Source organism: Paraburkholderia fungorum (genome assembly GCF_046027605.1).
GTDB classification, from domain to species: Bacteria; Pseudomonadota; Gammaproteobacteria; order Burkholderiales; family Burkholderiaceae; genus Paraburkholderia; species Paraburkholderia fungorum_F.
On record NZ_JAQQEF010000007.1, the window covers coordinates 144,401 to 164,051 of the forward strand.

Here is a 19,651-nt window from a genome sequence, read left to right on the forward strand (position 1 = left end):
ACATCTGCCAGTGGGAATGCCATGACGGATCTCATGCGAGGCTCATCGCGCCGTGCGCATGACGTGTTTCGCGATTCAGCGCCGCCACGTCCACGATCAGCGCGACACTGCCGTCACCGAGAATGGTCGCGGCGGAAATGCCGTGCACCTTGCGGTAATTGGTTTCCAGATTCTTCACGACCACCTGCTGCTGCCCCACCAGCTCGTCGATCAGCATCGCAAAGCGGCGCCCTTCGGTTTGCATGATGGTGACGATGCCCTGCGTCGGTTCCTGCTTGGCGTCTTCGACGTTGAAGACCTCGTGCAACGCGACGAGCGGCAGATATTCACCGCGCACGCGCACCACCCGTTCGCCGTTGGCCACCGTATAGATGTCCTCGGCGCGCGGTTGCAGCGACTCCATCACGAAGTTGAGCGGCAGAATGAAAATCTCGCTGCCGACCTTGACCGACATGCCGTCGAGAATCGCCAGCGTGAGCGGCAGAACGATCCGCGTGGTGCTGCCCTTGCCCGCATGCGAGGTGATTTCCACGTGACCACCCATCGACTGGATGTTCCGCTTCACCACGTCCATGCCGACGCCGCGGCCCGAGACGTCCGTGACCTGCTCCGCCGTCGAGAAGCCCGGCAGGAAAATCAGGTTCCAGACTTCGTCGTCGGTCATGCTTTCACTGACCTGCATGCCCTGCTTGGCCGCCTTCGCGAGAATCTTGTCGCGGCGCAGACCGGCGCCGTCGTCGCTCACTTCGATGACGATGTTGCCGCCATGGTGAGCCGCCGATAGAACCAACTGGCCCGTCCCGTCCTTGCCCGCCGCGCGCCGCGCCGCCACGGTTTCGATGCCGTGGTCGAGGCTGTTGCGCACGAGGTGAGTCAACGGATCGATGATCCGTTCGATGAGGCTCTTGTCGAGTTCGGTCGCCTGACCGAAGGTGACGAGTTCCACTTCCTTGCCGAGCTTCGCCGCCAGATCGCGCACCAGACGCGGGAAGCGGCTGAACACGTAATCCATCGGCATCATGCGGATCGACATCACCGCTTCCTGCAGATCGCGCGCGTTGCGCTCGAGCTGCGCCATGCCGTTGAAGAGCCGGTCATGCAATGCCGGATCGAACGTGCTGGTGGTCTCGGCCAGCATCGCCTGCGTGATCACCAGCTCACCGACCAGGTTGATCAGCTGATCGACCTTCTCGACGCCGACGCGAATCGAACTGCCTTCCGCGCCGCCTGCTGCCGCGGCCGGACGGCCCGCCTTGCGGTCGTGTTCGGCCGCTGCGCTGGTCGCCGCCGCGGTGGTTGCCGAGCCTCCCGCCGGTGCGCTGCTCGCCGCTGCGGGTGCAGCTTCGGCGGGCGCCGGGGTCGTCGCTTGCGACGCGGAGGTGTCGAACAATCCATGCGTGGCAGCGGCTTGAGCGGGCGCAGCGGTGTGGGCCGCCTGTGCCGACGATGCTGCCTGCTCCGCCTGCGCTGCTTGCGCCGGGGACGAATCGGCAGCGTCGGGCGTTCCAGGTTCGCCTTGCTGCGTCTCGTCCGCCGGTGCGGTGCCGCGGCCGATCGAGATCTGACTTTCGTCGATCACGAAACAGCACACGGCGATGATGTCGTCGGCGGTTACATCGGTCTGGAGCCACAGCGTCAGTTCGCCGCTGCTCTTGACCTGCCCGACGATGTTACCCAGGTTGCCGAGCTCTTCGGCCAGCAGTTCCTGGTCCTTCTCACCTACGCCCCGTAGCGTAATTTTCAGATGGGGCCCGGCTTCTTCACCGACGCCCGCGGCTTGCCCGGTCTGTGCCGGTTCGCCGTCAGTCCATTCACCCGCCGCCTGCACCACTTGCACCGCCTGTTCGACGACGTGCTCGGGCGGGTTGCCACGTTGTGCTGCTGTTTGTACTGCGGTTTGTGCTTCTACTGCTGCCGCGCTTGCTACCGGCGCGGAGGCTGCCTGAGATGCCGCCGCCGGCGCGTCGCCCAGGCGGCTTTCCTGATGCAACTGTTCGAGCTTCGCGCAGATCGCCTTCGCGACCGCGGCGTCAGGCTCGGCGCTCGCGCGATAGTCGGCGAGCTGGCCCGACAACACGTCCTTGGTTTCGAGGAACGTGTCGATCATGTCCTTGCGCAAGGTGAGTTCGTTGTTGCGCGCGCGGTCGAGCAGCGATTCGAGAATGTGGGTCGTTTCCGTCAGCGCGGTAAAACCGAACGTCGCCGCGCCGCCCTTGATCGAGTGCGCCGCGCGGAAAATCGCCGCGAGGTCTTCGGGGTCCGGGTGCGCGATGTCCAGATTGAGCAGCAACTGCTCCATCTGCGCGAGCAGTTCGTCCGCTTCGTCGAAGAACGTCTGATAGAACTGAGTGATATCGAGTGTCATGCCTGGGTCACCGCGAGAGTTCCTGTCTAGGCTTAGGCTGCCGTGCCGCCGCGTCGAGAGCTTCTATAACTTGTCTAAAGGTGGCGCTGATATAGCGCTCAGGTGGCGCTTAAGTGGCGCTCATGCCGGGTCCGTTTCAGCTAACGCCGCCACCAGTTCGGTCAGCATGTCGGGGTCGAGCGGCTTTTCGATCCAGCCGGTCGCCCCCGCGGCCCGCGCCGCCGCCTTGAACGGCTCGCCGGATTCCGTCGTGAGGACAAGGATGGGCGTCGCCTGGTAGGCCGGGTTGCCGCGCAGCGCCGTGATCAGATCGAGGCCGGTCTTGCCCGGCATGTACTGGTCCGTCAGCACGAGGTCGAACGACATGGCGAGCGCGTTTTCGAGCCCTTCGTTGCCGTCCGCCGCGAGCGTCACTTCATAGCCGGCCGTCGTCAGCGTGGCGGCGAGAATCTGCCGCATCGATGCCGAATCGTCGATTGCCAGGATGTGCCTGATCATGAAAACCTCGCTGCACTTATGCTATGGATCGGTTGGCCGTCCGCGCCCTCTGAGCGCAGGGTCCGGTTAGCCGACCACTGTCTGTTACTGGGCTGCCGGCACTGCCGCCGGCACCTTCGGTGCAACCGTCACCGGTTGCGCAAGTTTTTGCAGCAGCGGCTTGGAGCCGGCTGCGTCGTCCGACAAGGTGGTCGTGGTGGAGTCGTCATGGTCAAGCGCTTCCTCCGACTTCTTGTTCAGCACGATGATGCTGATGCGGCGGTTTTCCGGGTCCATCGGGTTCGCCTTGTTCAGGTTCTGCGTCGACGCGAGTCCGAGCACGCGCATCACCTTCGCCTCGTCCATGCCGCCGCTGATCAGCTCGCGGCGCGATGCATTGGCGCGGTCCGCGGACAATTCCCAGTTGCTATAGCCCTTCTCGCCGCCGGCATATTGCGCGGCGTCCGTGTGCCCTTGCACGATGATGCGGTTCGGCACGTCGTTCAACGTGTGGCCGATTTCGCGCAGGATGTCGCGCATATACGGTTCAACCACGTCTTTCGCGGTCGCGAACATCGGCCGCTTCTGCGAGTCGACGATTTCGATGCGCAGGCCGGTCAGCGTCGAGTCGATGCGGATCTGCTGCTTGAACTGGCGCAGCACCGGGTTCGCTTCGATCGCGGCCATCAGCTTGACCTGCAAATCGTGCAAACGGACCTGCTCGCGGCGTTCCATCTCGCCCTGCGTCTGGGCGACCGAATCTTCGTCGCGATGCATGGCGGCGAGTTCGGCGCGGCTGCTGGTCCCGTCGGTTGAGTGATTCACGCCCGGTGTGTTGGTCGAAATATCGCGGCCGCCGCCCTTCAGAATGCTCGAATCCACGGCACTGCGATCGCCGCCCCACAGCGTGAGCTTCAACGGCTGGTTGAAGTAATCGGCGATGCCCTTCAACTGCACGGAGGAGGCCGAACTCAGCAGCCACATCAGCAGGAAGAACGCCATCATCGCCGTCATGAAGTCCGCATACGCGAGCTTCCACGCGCCGCCATGGTGGCCGGCCTTCCTCGGCGCGGCGCGCTTGACGACAATGGCGCGGTCTTTGTCCTTGCTCATCGGATCGGTTCCCGGCGCCCGTTACTTGGCTTTGACGCGGCGCACGTGCTCTTCCAGCTCGGCGAACGACGGGCGTTCGGTCGAGAAGAGCACCTTGCGGCCGAATTCGACGGCAATAGCCGGGGCATAGCCATTCAGGCTGGCGAGAATCGTCACCTTGATGCACTGGAACATCTTGGTCGACTCGGTCACGCGCTGTTCGGCGACGCTCGCGAGCGGTCCGATCAGCCCGTATGAAAGCAGAATCCCGAGGAAGGTGCCGACCAGCGCCTGAGCGATCATCTCGCCCAGGATCGCGGGCGGCTTGTCGGCGGAGGCCATGGTGTGCACCACGCCCATCACCGCGGCCACGATGCCGAACGCCGGCATCGCGTCGCCGACCTTGTTCAGGGCGTGCGCGGGCGCCTCGCCTTCCTGGTGATGCGTCTCGATCTCCTCGTCCATCAGACTTTCGATCTCGAACGCGTTCATGTTGCCGCCCACCATCAGACGCAGGTAGTCGGTCAGGAACTCGATGATGTGCTTGTCGGCGAGGATCTTCGGGTATTGGGTGAAGATCGGGCTCTTCGACGGATCGTCGATGTCCGCCTCCAGCGTCAGCGTGCCTTCCTTGCGCGCCTTGGCCAGCAGGACGTAAAGGAGCGCCATCAGCTCCATATAGACGTCCTTGTTGTATTTCGCGCCCTTGAAGAGGGTTGGGATGACGCGCACTGTCGCCTTGATCGTCTTCATCCCATTGCCGAGAATGAACGCGCCGACCCCGGCGCCGACGATCATCAGCACTTCGACGGGCTGCAGCAGCGCGCTGAGATGGCCGCCTTCCAGCACGTAACCGCCGAAAACGGACAAAAGCGTCACGAGTGTTCCCACGAAAATCAGCACTGCCGAGCCCTCACAAAGAAGCGACGGTGACCGTCGTTAATCTGGTTTACGGCAACACTGCAGAAAACTTTGACGGAAAAGCGGCTCGGTGCTCCGGTGTAAACCAGAGGCGGGCTAAACCGGGCCGGCCGGGCGAGGCGCTGGCCGGTTAGGCGGAAGGGACAGGGCGCGGGGCGGGCCGGTCGGTCCAGCAGGGCCGGGCCGGAAGGGGCGGCGCGTGAAAGTTGGGCATCTGCGCGGGCGGGTGCTGCGGGCCACAAGCGGTCGGGGCGGTGCCGCCCTGCGGTTCAAGCCTTGAGCGCGGCGAGGCTTTCGCGAGCCCGGGTACCGGTAAATTTCCGGGTCTTTCCCGCGCGCATTGCCTTGTTTGAACTACGAGCGCCCGTCAGCCGAGTTGCTCGACAGGTTGGCTCGCCATCAGGATTGCGGAATGCGCCTGAGCCACGGCGCTGGATTTGCTTTTATTCGCCAGCGCGGACAGCACGGCATGGTCGTCAAAACGGAAGCGGCACAACACCTGATTGGACGCCGCCAGCTTCACAGTCTGCGCCAAGGACAGATTGGCGAGTACGTCGGCTAACTGGTCCGAGATTCCCATGCGGAACATGCCCATCGGCTTGTCTTCGCGCAGCAGACGCTGCGCGAGCAGGAGATAAGACAGGTTGACTTCTCTGATCTCATTGAGCATTTCGCTTGTGGCGCTCATGATTCCCCCGGGGTGTATCTGGCTGGTCAGGCCGTTACGGAAACGTTTGCTCGAACGCGCGATTGAAACCGCACGAATCGGCTCGTTTCTGGTCTTGCGAGCATTGTGTCGAAAGGGGGAGCAGACGAAAATCGGACAGACACCCAGCCTGCTTGGCGGATTAAGCCGTCATTCTTGTAGGAATTTTTCCTACACGCGGAGGTCAGAAAGGAGTCTGGAGCAGACGAAACGGCGTGCAGCCTGTGCCTCGCGATGCGCTTTGAATGAGGGTGTAGCCAAAATGTGAACCAAACAGTGAGCCTTGGTGACTCGCGAAACGCACCTTATTGAGGTGAGAAAGAATTATAAGACGTTTTCACTTCTGTGTAATGAACTGGGTGTAGGAGGCGCGTTTTAGCGCTGAATCCCTGCCTTGCGCTTCATTTCCAGCGTTTGAATGCCCCGCCAGTCGGGCTTCCCGACTATCGAATGGGCCCTCCCGCCGACCTGTAACACATCATGTTTCGCGCTGTAACAACATTAAGTGTTTGAAAAATAACTCGAATTAGCGCGGCCAATCCCGATAATGAGGCTAAGGGATAACCCGATGCAAGTTCGGAACACCCCCGGGCGGCGGCTTACCGCGCCCAACCGTCCGTCAGGCATTCGCTCCTCGCTCTAACCGAGCGCCGTTGTGCGAAGCCGTTTTGAACAGGAGAAACGCATGCGAATCGCACAAATTGCGCCGCTGTATGAAGCCGTCCCGCCGAAACTCTATGGCGGCACCGAACGTGTCGTCTCGTATCTGACCGAAGCACTGGTCGATCTCGGCCACGACGTCACGCTGTTTGCGAGCGGTGACTCGGTCACCTCCGCGAACCTCGACGCGTGCTGGCCGCGTGCGCTGCGCCTTGATCCGACAATTCGCGATGCGCTGGCTCCGCATGTCCTGATGATGGAAAAGGTCCGCAAGGTCGCGCATGAGTTCGACGTCCTGCACTTTCACCTCGACTACATGCCATTCCCGCTCTTCACGACCATGGACACGCCGTTCGTGACGACGCTTCACGGCCGTCTGGACTTGCCGGAACTGCAACCGGTGTTCGATGCGTTCTCGAACGTGCCGGTGGTGTCAATTTCGGATTCGCAACGCTCGCCGTTGCCGCAGGCCAATTGGCTAAACACGATTTATCACGGCCTGCCGAAGCAGTTGCTCACGCCGCAGACGCACAAGAAGCCGGAATACCTGGCGTTCCTCGGTCGTATCTGTCCGGAGAAGCGCGTCGATACAGCTATCAAGATCGCTGCACAAAGCGGTCTGCCGCTGAAGATCGCCGCCAAGGTGGACAAGGTCGACCAGGAATACTTCAAGAAGGAAATCGAACCGCTGCTCTCGATGGCGCACGTGGAGTTCGTCGGCGAAATCAATGAGGCGCAGAAGCCAGAATTCCTGTCAGGCGCCAAGGCGCTGCTGTTCCCGATCGACTGGTCGGAGCCGTTCGGTCTCGTGATGATCGAGTCGATGGCGTGCGGCACGCCGGTGATCGCCTTCAACCGCGGTTCGGTCCCGGAAGTGATCGACCACGGCGTAACCGGCTACATTGTCGAGGACGTCCAAGGCGCCGTGGCCGCGCTGCAGCGTCTGGACGAATTGTCGCGCACCGAGATCCGCGCGCAGTTCGAGCGCCGCTTCAGTTCGAAAACGATGGCCCAGAATTACGTTGACGGCTATTCGACCTTGATCGAAGCAACACGCCGCCCGGTATTGCGCCAGGTGGCGGTGGGTTGAACGACGCGCTTAAGTGGCTGACGTTTTTAAGCGGCCGGCCGCTTAAGCCGGGCTTGTCCCGCGTCTTGTGCCGCGCTAGTGCCACTTAAGCCGTTTTTCGATTTGCACGCAAAACGCGAGTGAATTTGCCTGGTGAATCGTTTGCGCGAGCGGTTAGCAGGAGTTATCCTGCCTCTACTCAAGAAAAGCCGCCCCTTCAGGGCGGCTTTTTTAATACAACGGTGGATGCGCTTCCATGCCGGATTAGCGCGATGCGTATAAACCAACTGCCATCGACCAACCTTCAATTGGCTTTCGCCTGCACCGGCAGGACTATCAAGCCGCGCCAATCAGAAAGCGTTCGCGATTCTTGCCGACAATCCACTTTGGCGGTTTTCCGCGCCCGCTCCATGTATTGCCTGATTTCGGGTCCTGGTATTTGGCCGGCAGAGGTGCCTTCTTGGGCGGGCGTCCGCGCTTGGCGGCGACCGCAAAGCCCAGGTCTTGCGCGGTTAGACCGTATTCAGCGATCTTTTGGCGGATGTCGGCGACAACGTTATCGATTTCAGTGCGCCGGGCTTCGTCTGCCTGTGCCTGCAATTTGGCGATCTGTGCCTTGAGGTCTGCATATTGAGACATTTCGGTTCTCCCCTTTTCTAGAACTCATTCGCTCGCAGACTAGCTGCAATTATAAAAATTCGCAATGGACAATAATACCGATTTAGCAAGAAATCATCTGATAATTATTAAGCGTCGATGAATTGTAAAACGAGCGCTTTATCAGGTAATAATAGGTAAAGGCGACTTCACTTTGACAATTCTTGACACCTAATCCGACTGTCTTTCCCTAGAATTGCGCGCTCAACGGCATGTATCCGAACTTGGTATTCATGCCACTCCAAGCGTCAAACATTTTAGGATTACCAATCATGCAGTTGTCAAAGCGCCTTGCTGCCGAGCTATTCGGCACCTTCTGGCTCGTCCTTGGGGGCTGCGGCAGCGCAGTCCTCGCCGCTAACTTCGCCGGCCCGGTCCATGGCCTGGGCATCGGCTTCGTGGGCGTCTCGCTCGCGTTCGGCCTCACCGTTCTGACCATGGCCTATGCGATCGGCCACATCTCCGGCTGCCACCTCAATCCGGCGGTGAGCGTCGGCCTGACAGTCGCCGGCCGCTTTCCGGCTCGCGATCTGCTGCCGTACATCGTCGCGCAAGTGATCGGTGCTGTGCTGGGTGCGCTGGTGCTGTCGTTGATCGCCTCGGGCAAGCCGGGTTTCGACCTCGTCGCCAGCGGTTTCGCCAGCAATGGCTACGGTGAGCGCTCGCCGGGCCATTACTCGCTCGCCGCCGCCTTCATTTGCGAAGTGGTGATGACCGGCTTCTTCCTGTTCGTCATCCTCGGCGCGACCGACAAGCGCGCGCCGGCCGGTTTCGCACCGATCGCCATTGGCCTGTGCCTGACGCTGATTCACCTGATCTCGATTCCCGTCACCAATACGTCGGTCAACCCGGCGCGCTCCACCGGCCCGGCGCTGTTCGTGGGCGGCGCAGCGGTGGATCAGTTGTGGATGTTCTGGGTCGCACCGATCATCGGCGCGGTGATCGCAGGCGTGTTGTACCCGGTCATCGCCGAAAGCCGCCGCGGCAATTCGCAGGAACTGGCGCTCGACTGATCAGCGAGTGCGCGTATTCAGGCAGTCAAAGCGGGCGCTACGGCGCCCGTCCTGTTTTTGCACGCACGGTGCGAGCGGCTTGATAGTCCGCCAATGGCCCGCTGCTAGAATCGTGCGACTTCCCAAGCTCGCACAGGTGCTACCGATGACCCGTTTCCGCGGATTCCTGCATGGCGTCGCATTCGCCCTCAGCGCTTTGTGTGCAGGCGTATTGGCATTACCCGCAGCGCATGCCGCGGACGGCAATACTGAAACGCTCGTATTCGTGCGCCACGGTGAGAAACCCGCCAAGGGTTTCGGCCAGCTCAATTGCCAAGGGCTCAACCGTGCTCTGGCATTGCCAGCAGTCATCGCCGCCAAGTTCGGCAAACCGGATCTGATCTACGCGCCCGATCCCGGTCAACAAAAGGACGACAGCGGTCATCCCTATTACTATGTTCGGCCGCTTGCGACCATCGAGCCGACTGCCATCCAGTTCCAGATGCCGGTGCAAACGCCGTACGGCTTCGCTCAGATCGATCAACTGGGCACCGCGCTCGTCAATCCGGCCAATCGGAACAAGCTGATTGTCGTTGCGTGGGAACACAAGCTGATCGTGAAAATGTTGCGCCAAATGATGAGCGCGCACGGTGGCAACGCCGCTGATGTCCCCAATTGGCAAAGCGACGACTTCGACAGCATTTATATCGTCCGTCTTGCGTGGCAAAGCGGGACGGCCCACGCCAGTTTCAAACTCGACCGCCAAGGGCTGAATGGCCGCGCAGCGGATTGCCCATGCGCGGCACTGCCGGGCGCACCGTCCGCAGCCGCGACGGGCGCTTCCGCCGGCTCAGCTGATTAATTGGGTAATACAGATGTAAGCCGCGATTACGGGCGCGGCTGGCCGTTTTTTTCAGCGGGCGGCAACAATCCGGCGGCGGCCCGTTCTGATGTGCCGCGAAGCCTTACAAGACGGCGCTCCAAGCGGAAAGCGATGAGTGAGCGATGCGCTCGAATGTTCCTTCTATCGCCGTTCAAACCCTGCGACGATGCTTGCAGTCCGTAACATCTCGTCGCAGTAAGCGGCGACCGGAGTGCGTAAATTGGTCCTGTGCGACAAACATACGTCGCCTCACAGGAGAACAACATGAAACGCATCGTCACTCACTTGCTGGTTGCTGCCGGACTCGCGGCGGGCGCATGCGGTGTCGCGCAGGCGCATACGGATCTGAACATCGGCCTGTCGCTCGGCGCACCGGTTTATGCCCAGCCTGCCCGTGTCTATGCAGCGCCGCAGCCGGTGTATTACGGCAACGGCGGCTCGGACCATCGTTACTATCGCGGCGAGCGCGGGGATAATCGCGGCTGGGATCACCACGACCGCCGTTGGGGCCACGATGGCCGCGGCGATCGCCGTGGGGGGTGGCACGACTAACCGTAGCCCCGTGGCATCAGGTCGCGAACCAGAATCGGCGCAACAGGCGACGCAACAGCCGGCCCGCAACCACGTCAGTGGGCGCGGGCGGGTCCGTTTTCAGGACATCAGTTCGTCATCGAGCGAGAAGAGTTTGCGCAGATGATGCGCGACGCCCGCCTCGAAGTTGTTGCCGATGCGCGGCACGTCCGGCAGCCGTGTGATGAGATCGGGATTGGCATTGTTCATCATGAACGGATGGCCGGCTGTCTCCAGCAGATCGATATCGTTCATGTTGTCCCCGAAGGCCACACATTGCGAAGCGCCGACGCCGAGGCGCTTCAGCACGATCTGTAACGCACGCCCCTTCGATACGTTCGAGGTCATCACTTCCAGGCAATCCGGCAGCGAATAGGTGACGTATAGCGCGTCGCCGAATTCGCGCGCGAGGTTGGCCGCCACGTGCGCGAGATCGGCTGGCTCACCGATGTAAAGGGCCTTGGCGATGTCGACGCCGTCGTGTTTCGGCAGATCGGTCACCACATAGGTAAAGCCGGAATCCTGATGGAACTTAAGCAGGTCCGGCGCCTCCCGGTCGATCAACCACGCCTTGTCTGTGAACAGGTTCACGATCACCCGGCCATGCGCGCCGACAATTTCGGGCTGCACCAGTCGCTGCACGATCGCCGGAGGCAGATCGTCGGCGTGGATCACCGTGTTGTCCGGCGCGTGGATGCGCGCGCCGTTCGACGTGATCAGATATGGGTTGATGCCCAGTACGTCGCGAATGCCCGCCACGTCGCAGTAGTGGCGCCCCGTCGCGATCACGAAGTGCAGCCCGTCGCTTTCCAGCTTACGGACGGTAGCGATCGTGAACGGATCCACCTGGTGATTGGCGTTGAGCAGCGTGCCGTCGAGATCCGTGGCGATGACTTTGTACATAGTGGGAGCAGCCCAGCAGCGTCAAAGATCGCATTTTACCGTCTCAGGGCGATCGCGCTCTGGGCGCGGAGCGATTCTCAACCGCTGATGCGAGCCGCTTCGCGCAGCGCCAACTGCAGACCGCCGTGTGCGGAGTCCTCCAACGGCTCGCGCAGACGGGACTGATAAATCTGCGGCACATATTCGCGCAAGGGTGCACCGAGACCGCCGCACAGCGCGACCGGCAAGCTCGCCGAAGGGTCGAGCGCGGTAATCATTTTGCCCACGTCCACGCCGGCCTCGCCGAGCAAACGCGCCGCAAACGGATGCGTGCGATGCGCGAGGACGATCGGCGCGAGCCTCGCATAGGCTGTCTGATTGGCTTCGCATAGCCAGACCACGAGGCTGTCGTAGTCATGCGCACCGGTATGGGCGAGCAGCGCCTGCGCAAGAGCGTCTTTGGGCACACGTCCGTCGAGCGACTGCTGTGCGTGCACGATGACCCGCAGCCCGAGCCAGGCGCCGCTCGCTTCGTCGCTTGACGGAAAACCGAAGCCACCGGCGACGCGGCATTCGCCATTGCCATCAAGCACGGCAGCTTGACTGCCGGTGCCAAGCGCGACGACCACGCCGGGCGCGCCGGCGTGCGCACCGAGCAAGCTGGTGTACACGTCGCTTTCCACCGCGAGCCCGGCTACGGCCGGTGCCTGCGAGCGAAACGCAGCCAGCCAGTCGCGATTGTTGACCCCTGCCAGGCCGCAACCCAGCACGCAACGCGCCCAGTCGAGCGGCACGCCGGCGCGTGCAAACGCGTCGGCGCAGCCGGCCTCAATGGCCAGCCACGCGCGCTCCACGCCGAGGCCCAGACCCGAGGGCCCGCTCGCCGCCTGCGCCAGTTCACGGCCCTGCGCGTCGCCGAGCACGACCCGCGTACCGCTACCGCCGCCGTCAATGCCGATCAGAAAGAGGTCTTTATTCATCGAATCGAGTGAGTTCAAGTGGTGAATAACGCATAGCGTGGCAGGTCAGTTTCAATCCCGCAATCGGCCGAATGGCCAGCTTGCAGCGCGCACGACTTCCGCTATGCTGACGGGCGACATGACAACGCGGGAGCGCGAAAGTGACACAGCGATGCAACTGGGTATCGAGCGATGCGCTCGCACACTATCACGACACCGAATGGGGCGTGCCCTCGCGCGACGATCAGCACCTGTTCGAACTGCTTGTGCTGGAGGGCGCGCAGGCGGGTTTGTCATGGTCGACGATTCTCAACAAACGAACCGGCTATCGCCGCGCGTTTGCTGATTTCGACATCGACAAGGTAGCGCGCTTCACGCCTAAACATGTCGATGCGCTGGTGCTGGACGAAAGTATCGTGCGCCATCGCGGCAAGATCGAATCGGCCATTACCAACGCGCGCGCCGTGCAGCAGATTCAGGCCGAACACGGCTCGCTCGCCAACTTCATATGGTCGTTCGTCGATCAGACACCGATCCAGAACGATTGGGCGTCGTATAAACAGGCGCCGGCATCGACTGAAGTTTCGGACGCCCTCAGCAAGGGGCTGAAGCGCTACGGCTGCAAGTTCGTCGGCTCGACGATCTGCTATGCGTTCATGCAGGCGGTCGGCATGGTGAACGACCACGAGGCAAGCTGCATGTGTCGCGCGCGGTGCGCGGCGCTCGGCAAGAAGGGACGCAAACGCAAGGCTGGCTGATAGGCGGCGAGTGCCGGACTTCTTAGCGCCGTGCGTCTAACAAAAAGATGAGGATCCAGGGAAACTCCCGAATGCGATCCCACCCCTGCGGCGTTTGCCTGATGCCATCCAGGCGCGAGTTCAGCCGTAGCGCGCCCTGTCTGACGCCAAAAACAAGCCGGAAACTCAGCCGCAAAAAACCCACGCAATTCAGCACCCCAAAAGCAAATCACCGCCCCAAAAGCAAAACGGCGATGTGGCTTCTTTCGAAGCTCACACCGCCGTTTCGGCGTGCGGAATGCAGCGCGAAAAAGTGTGCTTAGTGCAGCTTTTTCGGCAACATCTGGCTGCGCAGGCGCTTGTGCAGGCGCTTCACAGCAGCAGCCTTCTTGCGCTTACGTGCCGTGGTCGGCTTTTCGTACGATTGGCGCTCACGCAGTTCAGCGATCAGGCCATTCTTTTCGATTGCGCGACGAAAGCGGCGAATCGCCACTTCGAACGGCTCGTTTTCTTTCAGAAGAATCGTCGTCATGTAATTCCTAACTCAATCACTTGATAGGGGTAAATTGCGTGGCGGATACCGCTCACGCGCCGGCCCTCCGGTCGTTTCGATTCATGGCCAGTAACAGGCAAACGCGGGTAGAAACCCGGCCAAACCACGAATGAAACGAGAGGCATAACGGCCACGGAGGCCGGAAAAGAGAGGTGGGGAGTTCACCGCGGAACGCGGACAGACGTAATGCCAAAGCCACGTCTGTTGCCGTTTCGCCAACCTTTCATCAACGAAAAACACTGACGAAACAGGCAAAGATCTCAATTCACTCCCGATAATATCAGGAAACTCTCCATCCTACCAGGGGTTTAGCGATTGCGCCAGGTCACTCGCAATCAGGCGCTCGCCTCGTCCAGTTCGCGGATATCGGCGCCCGTCAGCATCAAATGGACCGAGGCGGCCAGGTTTTTGAGCTGGTCAACCGACGTCGCGCTGGCAATTGGGGCCGTTACGCTCGGGCGAGCGATCAGCCATGCCAGGGCGACGGTGGCCGGGGTGCTGCCGTGCCGCTCGGCGACCCGGTCGAGCGCATCCAGAATACGCAAGCCGCGCTCGTTCAGATATTTTTCGACCCGGCTGCCGCGCGCCTTATTGGCCAGATCGGCCTGAGAACGGTACTTGCCGGACAGAAAGCCGCTCGCAAGGCTGTAATACACCACGACACCGAGCTGATTGGCGAGCGCCACCGGTTCGGTGTCACGCTCATACTCCGCGCGGTCATACAGGTTGTATTCCGGCTGCAGCAATTGATATTCGGGCAGCCCATGCTGGCGAGACACAGCCAAGGCTTCCTCCACGCGCGCGCCGCTGTAGTTCGACGCGCCGATCACCCGCACCTTGCCCGCCTCGATCAGCTTTTGATACGCGCCGAGCGTCTCGGCCAAAGGCGTGTCGGCGTCGTCGTCGTGAGAAAAATAGACGTCGATGTAATCGGTCTGCAAGCGCCGCAGCGAATCCTCTACCGCGGCCTGTATGTTCGCCGCCGACAAACCCTTGCGTTGCGGATGCTTGGAGACCTTGGTGGCGAGCACGATCTTGTCGCGTTTGCCGCTCTGCCTGAACCACTTGCCGATGATCGTTTCCGATTCGCCGCCCTGGTTGCCCGGCACCCATGCGGAATAGACATCGGCGGTGTCGACGAAGTTGAGCCCGGCATCGACGAAGGCGTCCAGGATAGAGAACGAGGTAGCTTCGTCCGCGGTCCAGCCAAATACATTGCCGCCGAACATAAGCGGCGCGACCTCTAATTCGGAACGTCCAATCCGGCGCTTTTGCATGATTTCTCCGAGGCATGTCACAGGAGAGCAAGAGAATACGCCGTCTCGCTTGCCTCTGCAGCGCGACGCCCGGACGATCCCACGCCTTTCAAGTTATCTGGGACGGCGCTTCGTGATCCAGGCAGACGCCCTGGCGCGCCTCTTCCCCACGCCGCGCTGCTCCCGCAGACGCCAGACGTCGTGCCTGCCACGAGATTCCCTCAAGCCACGAACTCATCGAACGCCGTAATAGGTTCGTAGGCGACTGCAATCCGGAATTGCGGAGTGCGAGGAACCTCGGGAGACACGACTGCAAGCCCCGCTCAATGACCTCACACGCGTTGCAGACTAAATTCCGTCAGGGCATTCGTCAGGATATCGACCGCTTCCTCCGTCACGGCGTTATAGAGAGAGGCCCGCAACCCTCCAATCGAACGATGGCCCTCCAGCCCGACAATCCCTTGTTCCCGCGCCGTCTCGACAAATGCATCGTCGAGCCGCGCATCGCCAAACGTAAACGCCACGTTCATCTGCGAGCGCCACGGGCGATCCGCGTGGATCGTCACCGCATCGCCCAAAGCGTCGAGTGTTTCGTATAGCCGATTCGCTTTTCTTTCGTTAATGCTTTGCATCGCATGCAAACCGCCGATCTCGAAACGCAGCCAACGGGTAATCAACGTCATGACATAGATCGCGAATACCGGTGGCGTGTTGTAGTTCGAGCCGTGTGACACATGTGTGCGAAAGTCGAGAATAGCCGGCAGGCCATCCGGAATGTGCTCCAGAAGAGACCGTTTGATGACCGCCACCGTCACCCCGGCAGGACCCAGGTTCTTCTGCGCATGGGCATACACCATCGAGAATAAATCTGGCCGGAAGGGCTTCGACAGAAAATCGGATGACATATCCGCAATAAGCGGCGCGGGCATCTCATCTTCACAATTGGGAAACTGCAAGCCCTCCACGGTCTCGTTCGACACGTAGTGCAGATAAGCGGCCGACCTCGACACATCCAGCGCCTGAAGGTCAGGCAGTTGTCGATAGCCCGTCGCATGACCATCCCACGCGACCTTTCTCGCGGTCACTTTAGCCGCTTCCGACGTCGCCCGACCGCTCCAATAGCCGGACGTCACGTATTCTGGCGGTGCACTGGCCCTGGTGGCGAAATTCATTGGAATCATCGCGAACTGCAGACTGCTACCACCCTGCAGAAAGGTGACCGCGTAGTCATCGGAAATGCCGAGCAGGCTGCGCAGGTTCTGTTCTGCTTCATTCAATATCGACCGGAACCAGTCTGATCGATGGCTCATGCCGAGCACAGATATGCCCGTCTCCGGCAGACGCGCAACGGCCTCACGGGTTTGCTCCAGCACGGTTTCCGGGAGCGCACCGGGACCACCGGAAAAATTCAATGTGTTGGATTTCATGATTCGTGGACAAGCCTTCGGTTGATTAACATGAGCCCGCAGCCGCGCGGCGCAGCATCTGCTGAAATGCATCGAAGACTCGACGCATTTGCGACGCCTTATAAGGAAACTTGCCAGGATCGTCCATGTCATGCACGACCATCGCAGTGGCAATCTCGAAGATGAGCAGGCGGCCATCACTCGTTTCGGCGCAATCGAATCCTACGTAATCCAGATCAGTTGTTTCAGCAATCATGCGAAACGCTTCGCGGTGACGCACCGCAAAGTCCGAATCGAAACTTGCCATCAGGCGCGCCTCCTCCTCCCGCCGCTCAGGGTGCGCAATCATCTCGGCGTACGGATAGTGGACCATCCATTCGCGTGAAATCCCCATATGGCAAACGAAAGGCGCGCCCTCGATCATCACGATCCGGTACTTACGGAACAAGCCGTCCGGGCTGCTGTAGTCGATAAACGGTGCGACGTAATATTCCTGAACGTCCGTGCCGTCCACATAACGTGCAAGCTCAAGCCCGTCAGACACTTTCACGAGCCCTTGTCCGGCATGCGAGCCCACCGGCCTCACAATGAAAGGGTAATGTCCGTCCAGCACATCGGACAGATCGAACGTGCCTGACGCGGCTTCGAGAATCCGCTCGCGAGACAGCCGCACGGTGTGCGCCATGCAAACGCCCGGAACCTTGCCAAGCAGCGCATAGGCGGCATCGCGCGTCGTGTGCGAGATGCGCTCGGGCCGGTTCAGCACCCGACAATCAGCGCGACGGGTCAGCGCTGCAATTCGAGCGAGCGCGTCGGCGTTTTCATCCAATGCGCACGCGGCAACGAGAATGACATCGTGTTCCGGCAAACTCGCGTCCTCAGGCGAATCTCCATCGACGTACAACACGTCGACCTGAAGGTCGGCGTTCTCAACCAGGCATTCAAACGGCGTATTCGCCATGAGATCGCCAGGGGATTTGAGCACGAGCACCTTTACCGGTGCCTCGGCCGAGTGCGCACTCTTTAGCCGGTAATGCCTGCGCATTTGAATTGCCAGGTTTTGGACGGTGAGTGCGGACGCTTTCTGGTATTTGAGTTGCAGCACCAGCGACAAATCGAGCAGGACGTACGGATCCTCATAGCGCTCGCTATGCGCGAGCAAGCGTTCCCCCAGTGGCGTGAGATCATTTCCCGCCGTTGCTGCTCTGAGCAAAGCGGCCAGACCCAACGGCTGATAAGGCGGTGGGTGCCCTGCCTCCGCGGTGAGCGGTGTTTGAACAGGATTCATGGATGAGACGCTTCGATAAAGTGATACGGGGTGAGAGGCCCAACGTAGACTACTGGAATCGGACGGAACACAACGAAGGAACAGAGGACGAAATAGCCGCCTATTCACGCGAACTGCGCGACGCGTAACGAAAGCTCGTCGCGCACTCGCTTGATCACCCCGTCCCAATCACGCGCTACCGTCTGGCGAAAAAGCCGCGCACTCGGGTACCAGGGCGTGTCGTCGCGATCGTGCATCCAGCGCCAATCCGGAAAGTGCGGCAGCAGGATCCACACCGGGCGCGCGAGTGCCCCGGCCAGATGGGCGATCGACGTGTCCACCGAGATCACCAGGTCGAGTTGTTCGAGCAGTGCCGCCGTATCGGCGAAGTCTTCCAGTTGGGCACCAAACGAGATGACGTTGGCATGCCGCTCCAACACCGCGCGATCCGCGTCGCGGATCTCCGGCTGTGGGATCACCCAGTCAACGCCCGGCAAGTCAAAGCAGGCTTCGAAAGCAGCGAGCGGAATCGAGCGCAGTGCGTCGTTCTTGAACTGCGGATTGCCGGCCGGTGCGAGACCAACCCGCAATCGCCCCGTCGCGCTGCGGGCCGCAAGCCGCTCGCGCCAAGGCGCTCGCCGCGCCGCGGGGGCGCGAAGATACGCGCTCGGCTCAGAGACGGTGTCAGGCGTCGTCCGGAGTGTCCGCGGCAGACTGAGCAGCAAGCATTGATAGTCGCCATCGGGTCGCGCGTCGCCGCGCGCAACGATCTCCACACCCCAGTCTCGGGCCACTTCGTCGAACAACGGTCGCAGCGGCGCGTGAACCTCGAGGATCACGCGTTGCGCGAGCGCCGCTACCAGCGGCGCATAACGCGCGAACTGGATCGTGTCGCCGAGGCCCTGTTCGGCAATCAGCAGAATCGTCTTATCGGCGAGCGGCTCTTCGCCGGACCAGCAGGACGGCAGAGTTTCGAGCATCCGCTGCCCTTCGCGCTTGCCATATGCACGCCAGCCTTCCGCATAGTCACCTCGACGCAGCAGCAGGCCAGCCTCGTCGAGCCAGGGCTTATCCCAGTCAGGACGCACGCGGCGGGCCGCCTGAAAGCACGCCAGGGCAGCGTCGTCGGCACGCATCATCGCGAGCGTGTTACCCATATAGCGCAGAGCAGTCGCCCGGTTGGGCTCGAGGTCCAGCGCACGTTCGAACCAAGGCAGTGCTTGCGCGAGTTGACTGCCTTTGGCCCATGCCAGGCCGATCGACTCGCAGATCGCGGAGGTGGATAAAGCGTGGACCGGCAAACACGAAAAGCTGAGCGGCGCGAGAGCCTGCGCCGCTGAGTCAGCGTCTTGCTGCATGTGCTCCGAAAGCGCCAGGGCGCGCGACAACCCCTCCAACGCGGCCATGGGCCGGCCGAGCTCTATAAATATTTTGCCGGCGCCATAGTGCGCCCATGCCAATGACGGATCGAGCCTGAGCGCGCGCTGGTAGGCGGTGAGCGCGTCCGGCAACCGTTGCAGCACCTCCAATGCGTCGCCGCGCGCGGCGTGAGCGCATGCATCTTCGGGATTGCCCGCAACCGCATGGTCCGCTTGCGTCAGCGCTTCGTCCGCCGCGTCGAGCGCGAGGAGCGTGCGCGAATAGGCAAGCTGGAGCCGCGACGCTACCGCGGGATTGTCCACACTGGCCGTATGGGCGGATGCATCGCCCCCCAGGACGACTTCAAACTGCTTACGCGCCGCCGCATGTTCGCCGGCGGCCGAAAGTGAAAGCGCGAGTCGCGCCTGCAAGCCGGGCAATGCCGGTGCGGCAATCTGTGCAGCCTTTAAAAGCGTGGCGGCGTCCGCATGGCGGCATTGAGTATCGAGGATCGCGGCGAGCCGCAGCAAGGCGGGCGCGCTCGCGTGCGCATCGGCGTATGCGTCGACTTCCTGACCGGTAGGCAGGTCGGCGCACATTTGACAAAGCGGGTCCGTCATTAGCGTAACCAAGGGGTGTTGAACAGGCGAGTGCCGTCATTCTGTACCAGGGCGACCGGCGACAAAGGTCGGAACAGCGGCTTAAGTTAGCGCCAACTTGGGGAATCGCTGCTTGCTATATCTCGGCATCATGTGACCAAACTGCGCCCGGTCATGAGGGGCCGAGCGAGGCGATAACGCGGCGGGAAGGCATCTGCGCCCAGATGCAGGGCGCATCGCC

At 61.5% G+C, this 19,651-nt stretch carries 18 protein-coding genes; 5 read left to right on the top strand and 13 right to left on the bottom strand.

Annotated features, from left to right (window positions below; translation table 11 throughout):
* Positions 1 to 31: 31 nt before the first annotated feature.
* From cheA to flhD, 5 genes are all read right to left on the bottom strand, one after another.
* Positions 32 to 2,365 (bottom strand): chemotaxis protein CheA, encoded by a 2,334-nt coding sequence (cheA, locus tag PQR53_RS14280; RefSeq protein WP_408454643.1) that lies wholly within the window; start codon positions 2,363 to 2,365, stop codon positions 32 to 34.
* Positions 2,366 to 2,485: 120 nt separating this feature from the next.
* On the bottom strand, positions 2,486 to 2,863 hold the full coding sequence (locus PQR53_RS14285) for a response regulator (RefSeq protein WP_323046736.1): 378 nt from the start codon (positions 2,861 to 2,863) through the stop codon (positions 2,486 to 2,488).
* Positions 2,864 to 2,947: 84 nt separating this feature from the next.
* On the bottom strand, positions 2,948 to 3,955 hold the full coding sequence (gene motB / locus PQR53_RS14290; protein WP_408454647.1) for a flagellar motor protein MotB: 1,008 nt from the start codon (positions 3,953 to 3,955) through the stop codon (positions 2,948 to 2,950).
* A gap of 21 nt (positions 3,956 to 3,976) precedes the next feature.
* Positions 3,977 to 4,837: a flagellar motor stator protein MotA gene (gene motA / locus PQR53_RS14295; protein WP_179735069.1), complete on the bottom strand. Its 861-nt coding sequence runs from the start codon at positions 4,835 to 4,837 to the stop codon at positions 3,977 to 3,979.
* A gap of 385 nt (positions 4,838 to 5,222) precedes the next feature.
* Positions 5,223 to 5,543, bottom strand: coding sequence for a flagellar transcriptional regulator FlhD (gene flhD / locus PQR53_RS14300; protein ID WP_408454650.1), 321 nt, complete (start codon positions 5,541 to 5,543; stop codon positions 5,223 to 5,225).
* 703 nt (positions 5,544 to 6,246) lie between these two features.
* Here flhD and PQR53_RS14305 point away from each other — a divergent pair.
* On the top strand, positions 6,247 to 7,311 hold the full coding sequence (locus PQR53_RS14305; protein WP_408454653.1) for a glycosyltransferase family 4 protein: 1,065 nt from the start codon (positions 6,247 to 6,249) through the stop codon (positions 7,309 to 7,311).
* A gap of 315 nt (positions 7,312 to 7,626) precedes the next feature.
* Here the strand turns inward: PQR53_RS14305 and PQR53_RS14310 are convergent, their stop codons facing one another.
* Complete coding sequence (locus PQR53_RS14310) at positions 7,627 to 7,929, bottom strand: H-NS histone family protein (RefSeq protein WP_115781349.1); 303 nt, start codon at positions 7,927 to 7,929, stop codon at positions 7,627 to 7,629.
* 290 nt (positions 7,930 to 8,219) lie between these two features.
* On the opposite strand from PQR53_RS14310, the gene aqpZ reads away from it, so the two are divergent.
* From aqpZ to PQR53_RS14325, 3 genes are all read left to right on the top strand, one after another.
* Positions 8,220 to 8,960: an aquaporin Z gene (gene aqpZ, locus PQR53_RS14315; protein ID WP_408454656.1), complete on the top strand. Its 741-nt coding sequence runs from the start codon at positions 8,220 to 8,222 to the stop codon at positions 8,958 to 8,960.
* A 145-nt stretch (positions 8,961 to 9,105) separates the two neighbouring features.
* Positions 9,106 to 9,801, top strand: a complete 696-nt coding sequence (locus PQR53_RS14320; RefSeq protein WP_408454659.1) for a histidine phosphatase family protein — start codon at positions 9,106 to 9,108, stop codon at positions 9,799 to 9,801.
* 285 nt (positions 9,802 to 10,086) lie between these two features.
* On the top strand, positions 10,087 to 10,374 hold the full coding sequence (locus PQR53_RS14325; protein ID WP_408454662.1) for a PXPV repeat protein: 288 nt from the start codon (positions 10,087 to 10,089) through the stop codon (positions 10,372 to 10,374).
* Between the two features lie 99 nt (positions 10,375 to 10,473).
* On the opposite strand, the gene PQR53_RS14330 is transcribed toward PQR53_RS14325, so the two are convergent.
* Both PQR53_RS14330 and PQR53_RS14335 read right to left on the bottom strand, forming a co-directional pair.
* Entirely contained in the window at positions 10,474 to 11,295 is an 822-nt protein-coding gene (locus tag PQR53_RS14330; RefSeq protein ID WP_408454664.1) for a Cof-type HAD-IIB family hydrolase, read from the bottom strand.
* A gap of 77 nt (positions 11,296 to 11,372) precedes the next feature.
* Entirely contained in the window at positions 11,373 to 12,254 is an 882-nt protein-coding gene (locus tag PQR53_RS14335; RefSeq protein ID WP_408454667.1) for a glucosamine kinase nucleotide-binding domain-containing protein, read from the bottom strand.
* Between the two features lie 140 nt (positions 12,255 to 12,394).
* Here PQR53_RS14335 and PQR53_RS14340 point away from each other — a divergent pair, with 140 nt between their 5' ends.
* Positions 12,395 to 12,991 carry a DNA-3-methyladenine glycosylase I gene (locus PQR53_RS14340; protein WP_408454670.1) on the top strand — a complete coding sequence of 199 codons (597 nt, stop codon included), beginning with the start codon at positions 12,395 to 12,397 and terminating at the stop codon, positions 12,989 to 12,991.
* Between the two features lie 298 nt (positions 12,992 to 13,289).
* On the opposite strand, the gene rpsU is transcribed toward PQR53_RS14340, so the two are convergent.
* The 5 genes from rpsU to PQR53_RS14365 all read right to left on the bottom strand — a co-directional run bounded on the left by rpsU (position 13,290) and on the right by PQR53_RS14365 (position 19,431).
* Entirely contained in the window at positions 13,290 to 13,502 is a 213-nt protein-coding gene (rpsU, locus tag PQR53_RS14345; protein WP_006050883.1) for a 30S ribosomal protein S21, read from the bottom strand.
* A gap of 356 nt (positions 13,503 to 13,858) precedes the next feature.
* The gene (locus PQR53_RS14350; RefSeq protein ID WP_408454673.1) at positions 13,859 to 14,800 is read right to left on the bottom strand and encodes an aldo/keto reductase; all 942 of its coding nucleotides are present in this window, start codon (positions 14,798 to 14,800) and stop codon (positions 13,859 to 13,861) included.
* A 311-nt stretch (positions 14,801 to 15,111) separates the two neighbouring features.
* Positions 15,112 to 16,206 carry a phosphoserine transaminase gene (locus PQR53_RS14355; protein ID WP_408454676.1) on the bottom strand — a complete coding sequence of 365 codons (1,095 nt, stop codon included), beginning with the start codon at positions 16,204 to 16,206 and terminating at the stop codon, positions 15,112 to 15,114.
* Positions 16,207 to 16,231: 25 nt separating this feature from the next.
* Positions 16,232 to 17,641, bottom strand: a complete 1,410-nt coding sequence (locus tag PQR53_RS14360) for an ATP-grasp domain-containing protein (protein ID WP_408454679.1) — start codon at positions 17,639 to 17,641, stop codon at positions 16,232 to 16,234.
* Complete coding sequence (locus PQR53_RS14365; RefSeq protein ID WP_408454682.1) at positions 17,578 to 19,431, bottom strand: tetratricopeptide repeat protein; 1,854 nt, start codon at positions 19,429 to 19,431, stop codon at positions 17,578 to 17,580. The genes PQR53_RS14360 and PQR53_RS14365 overlap by 64 nt, the downstream gene beginning before the upstream one ends.
* Between the last annotated feature and the right edge of the window lie 220 nt (positions 19,432 to 19,651).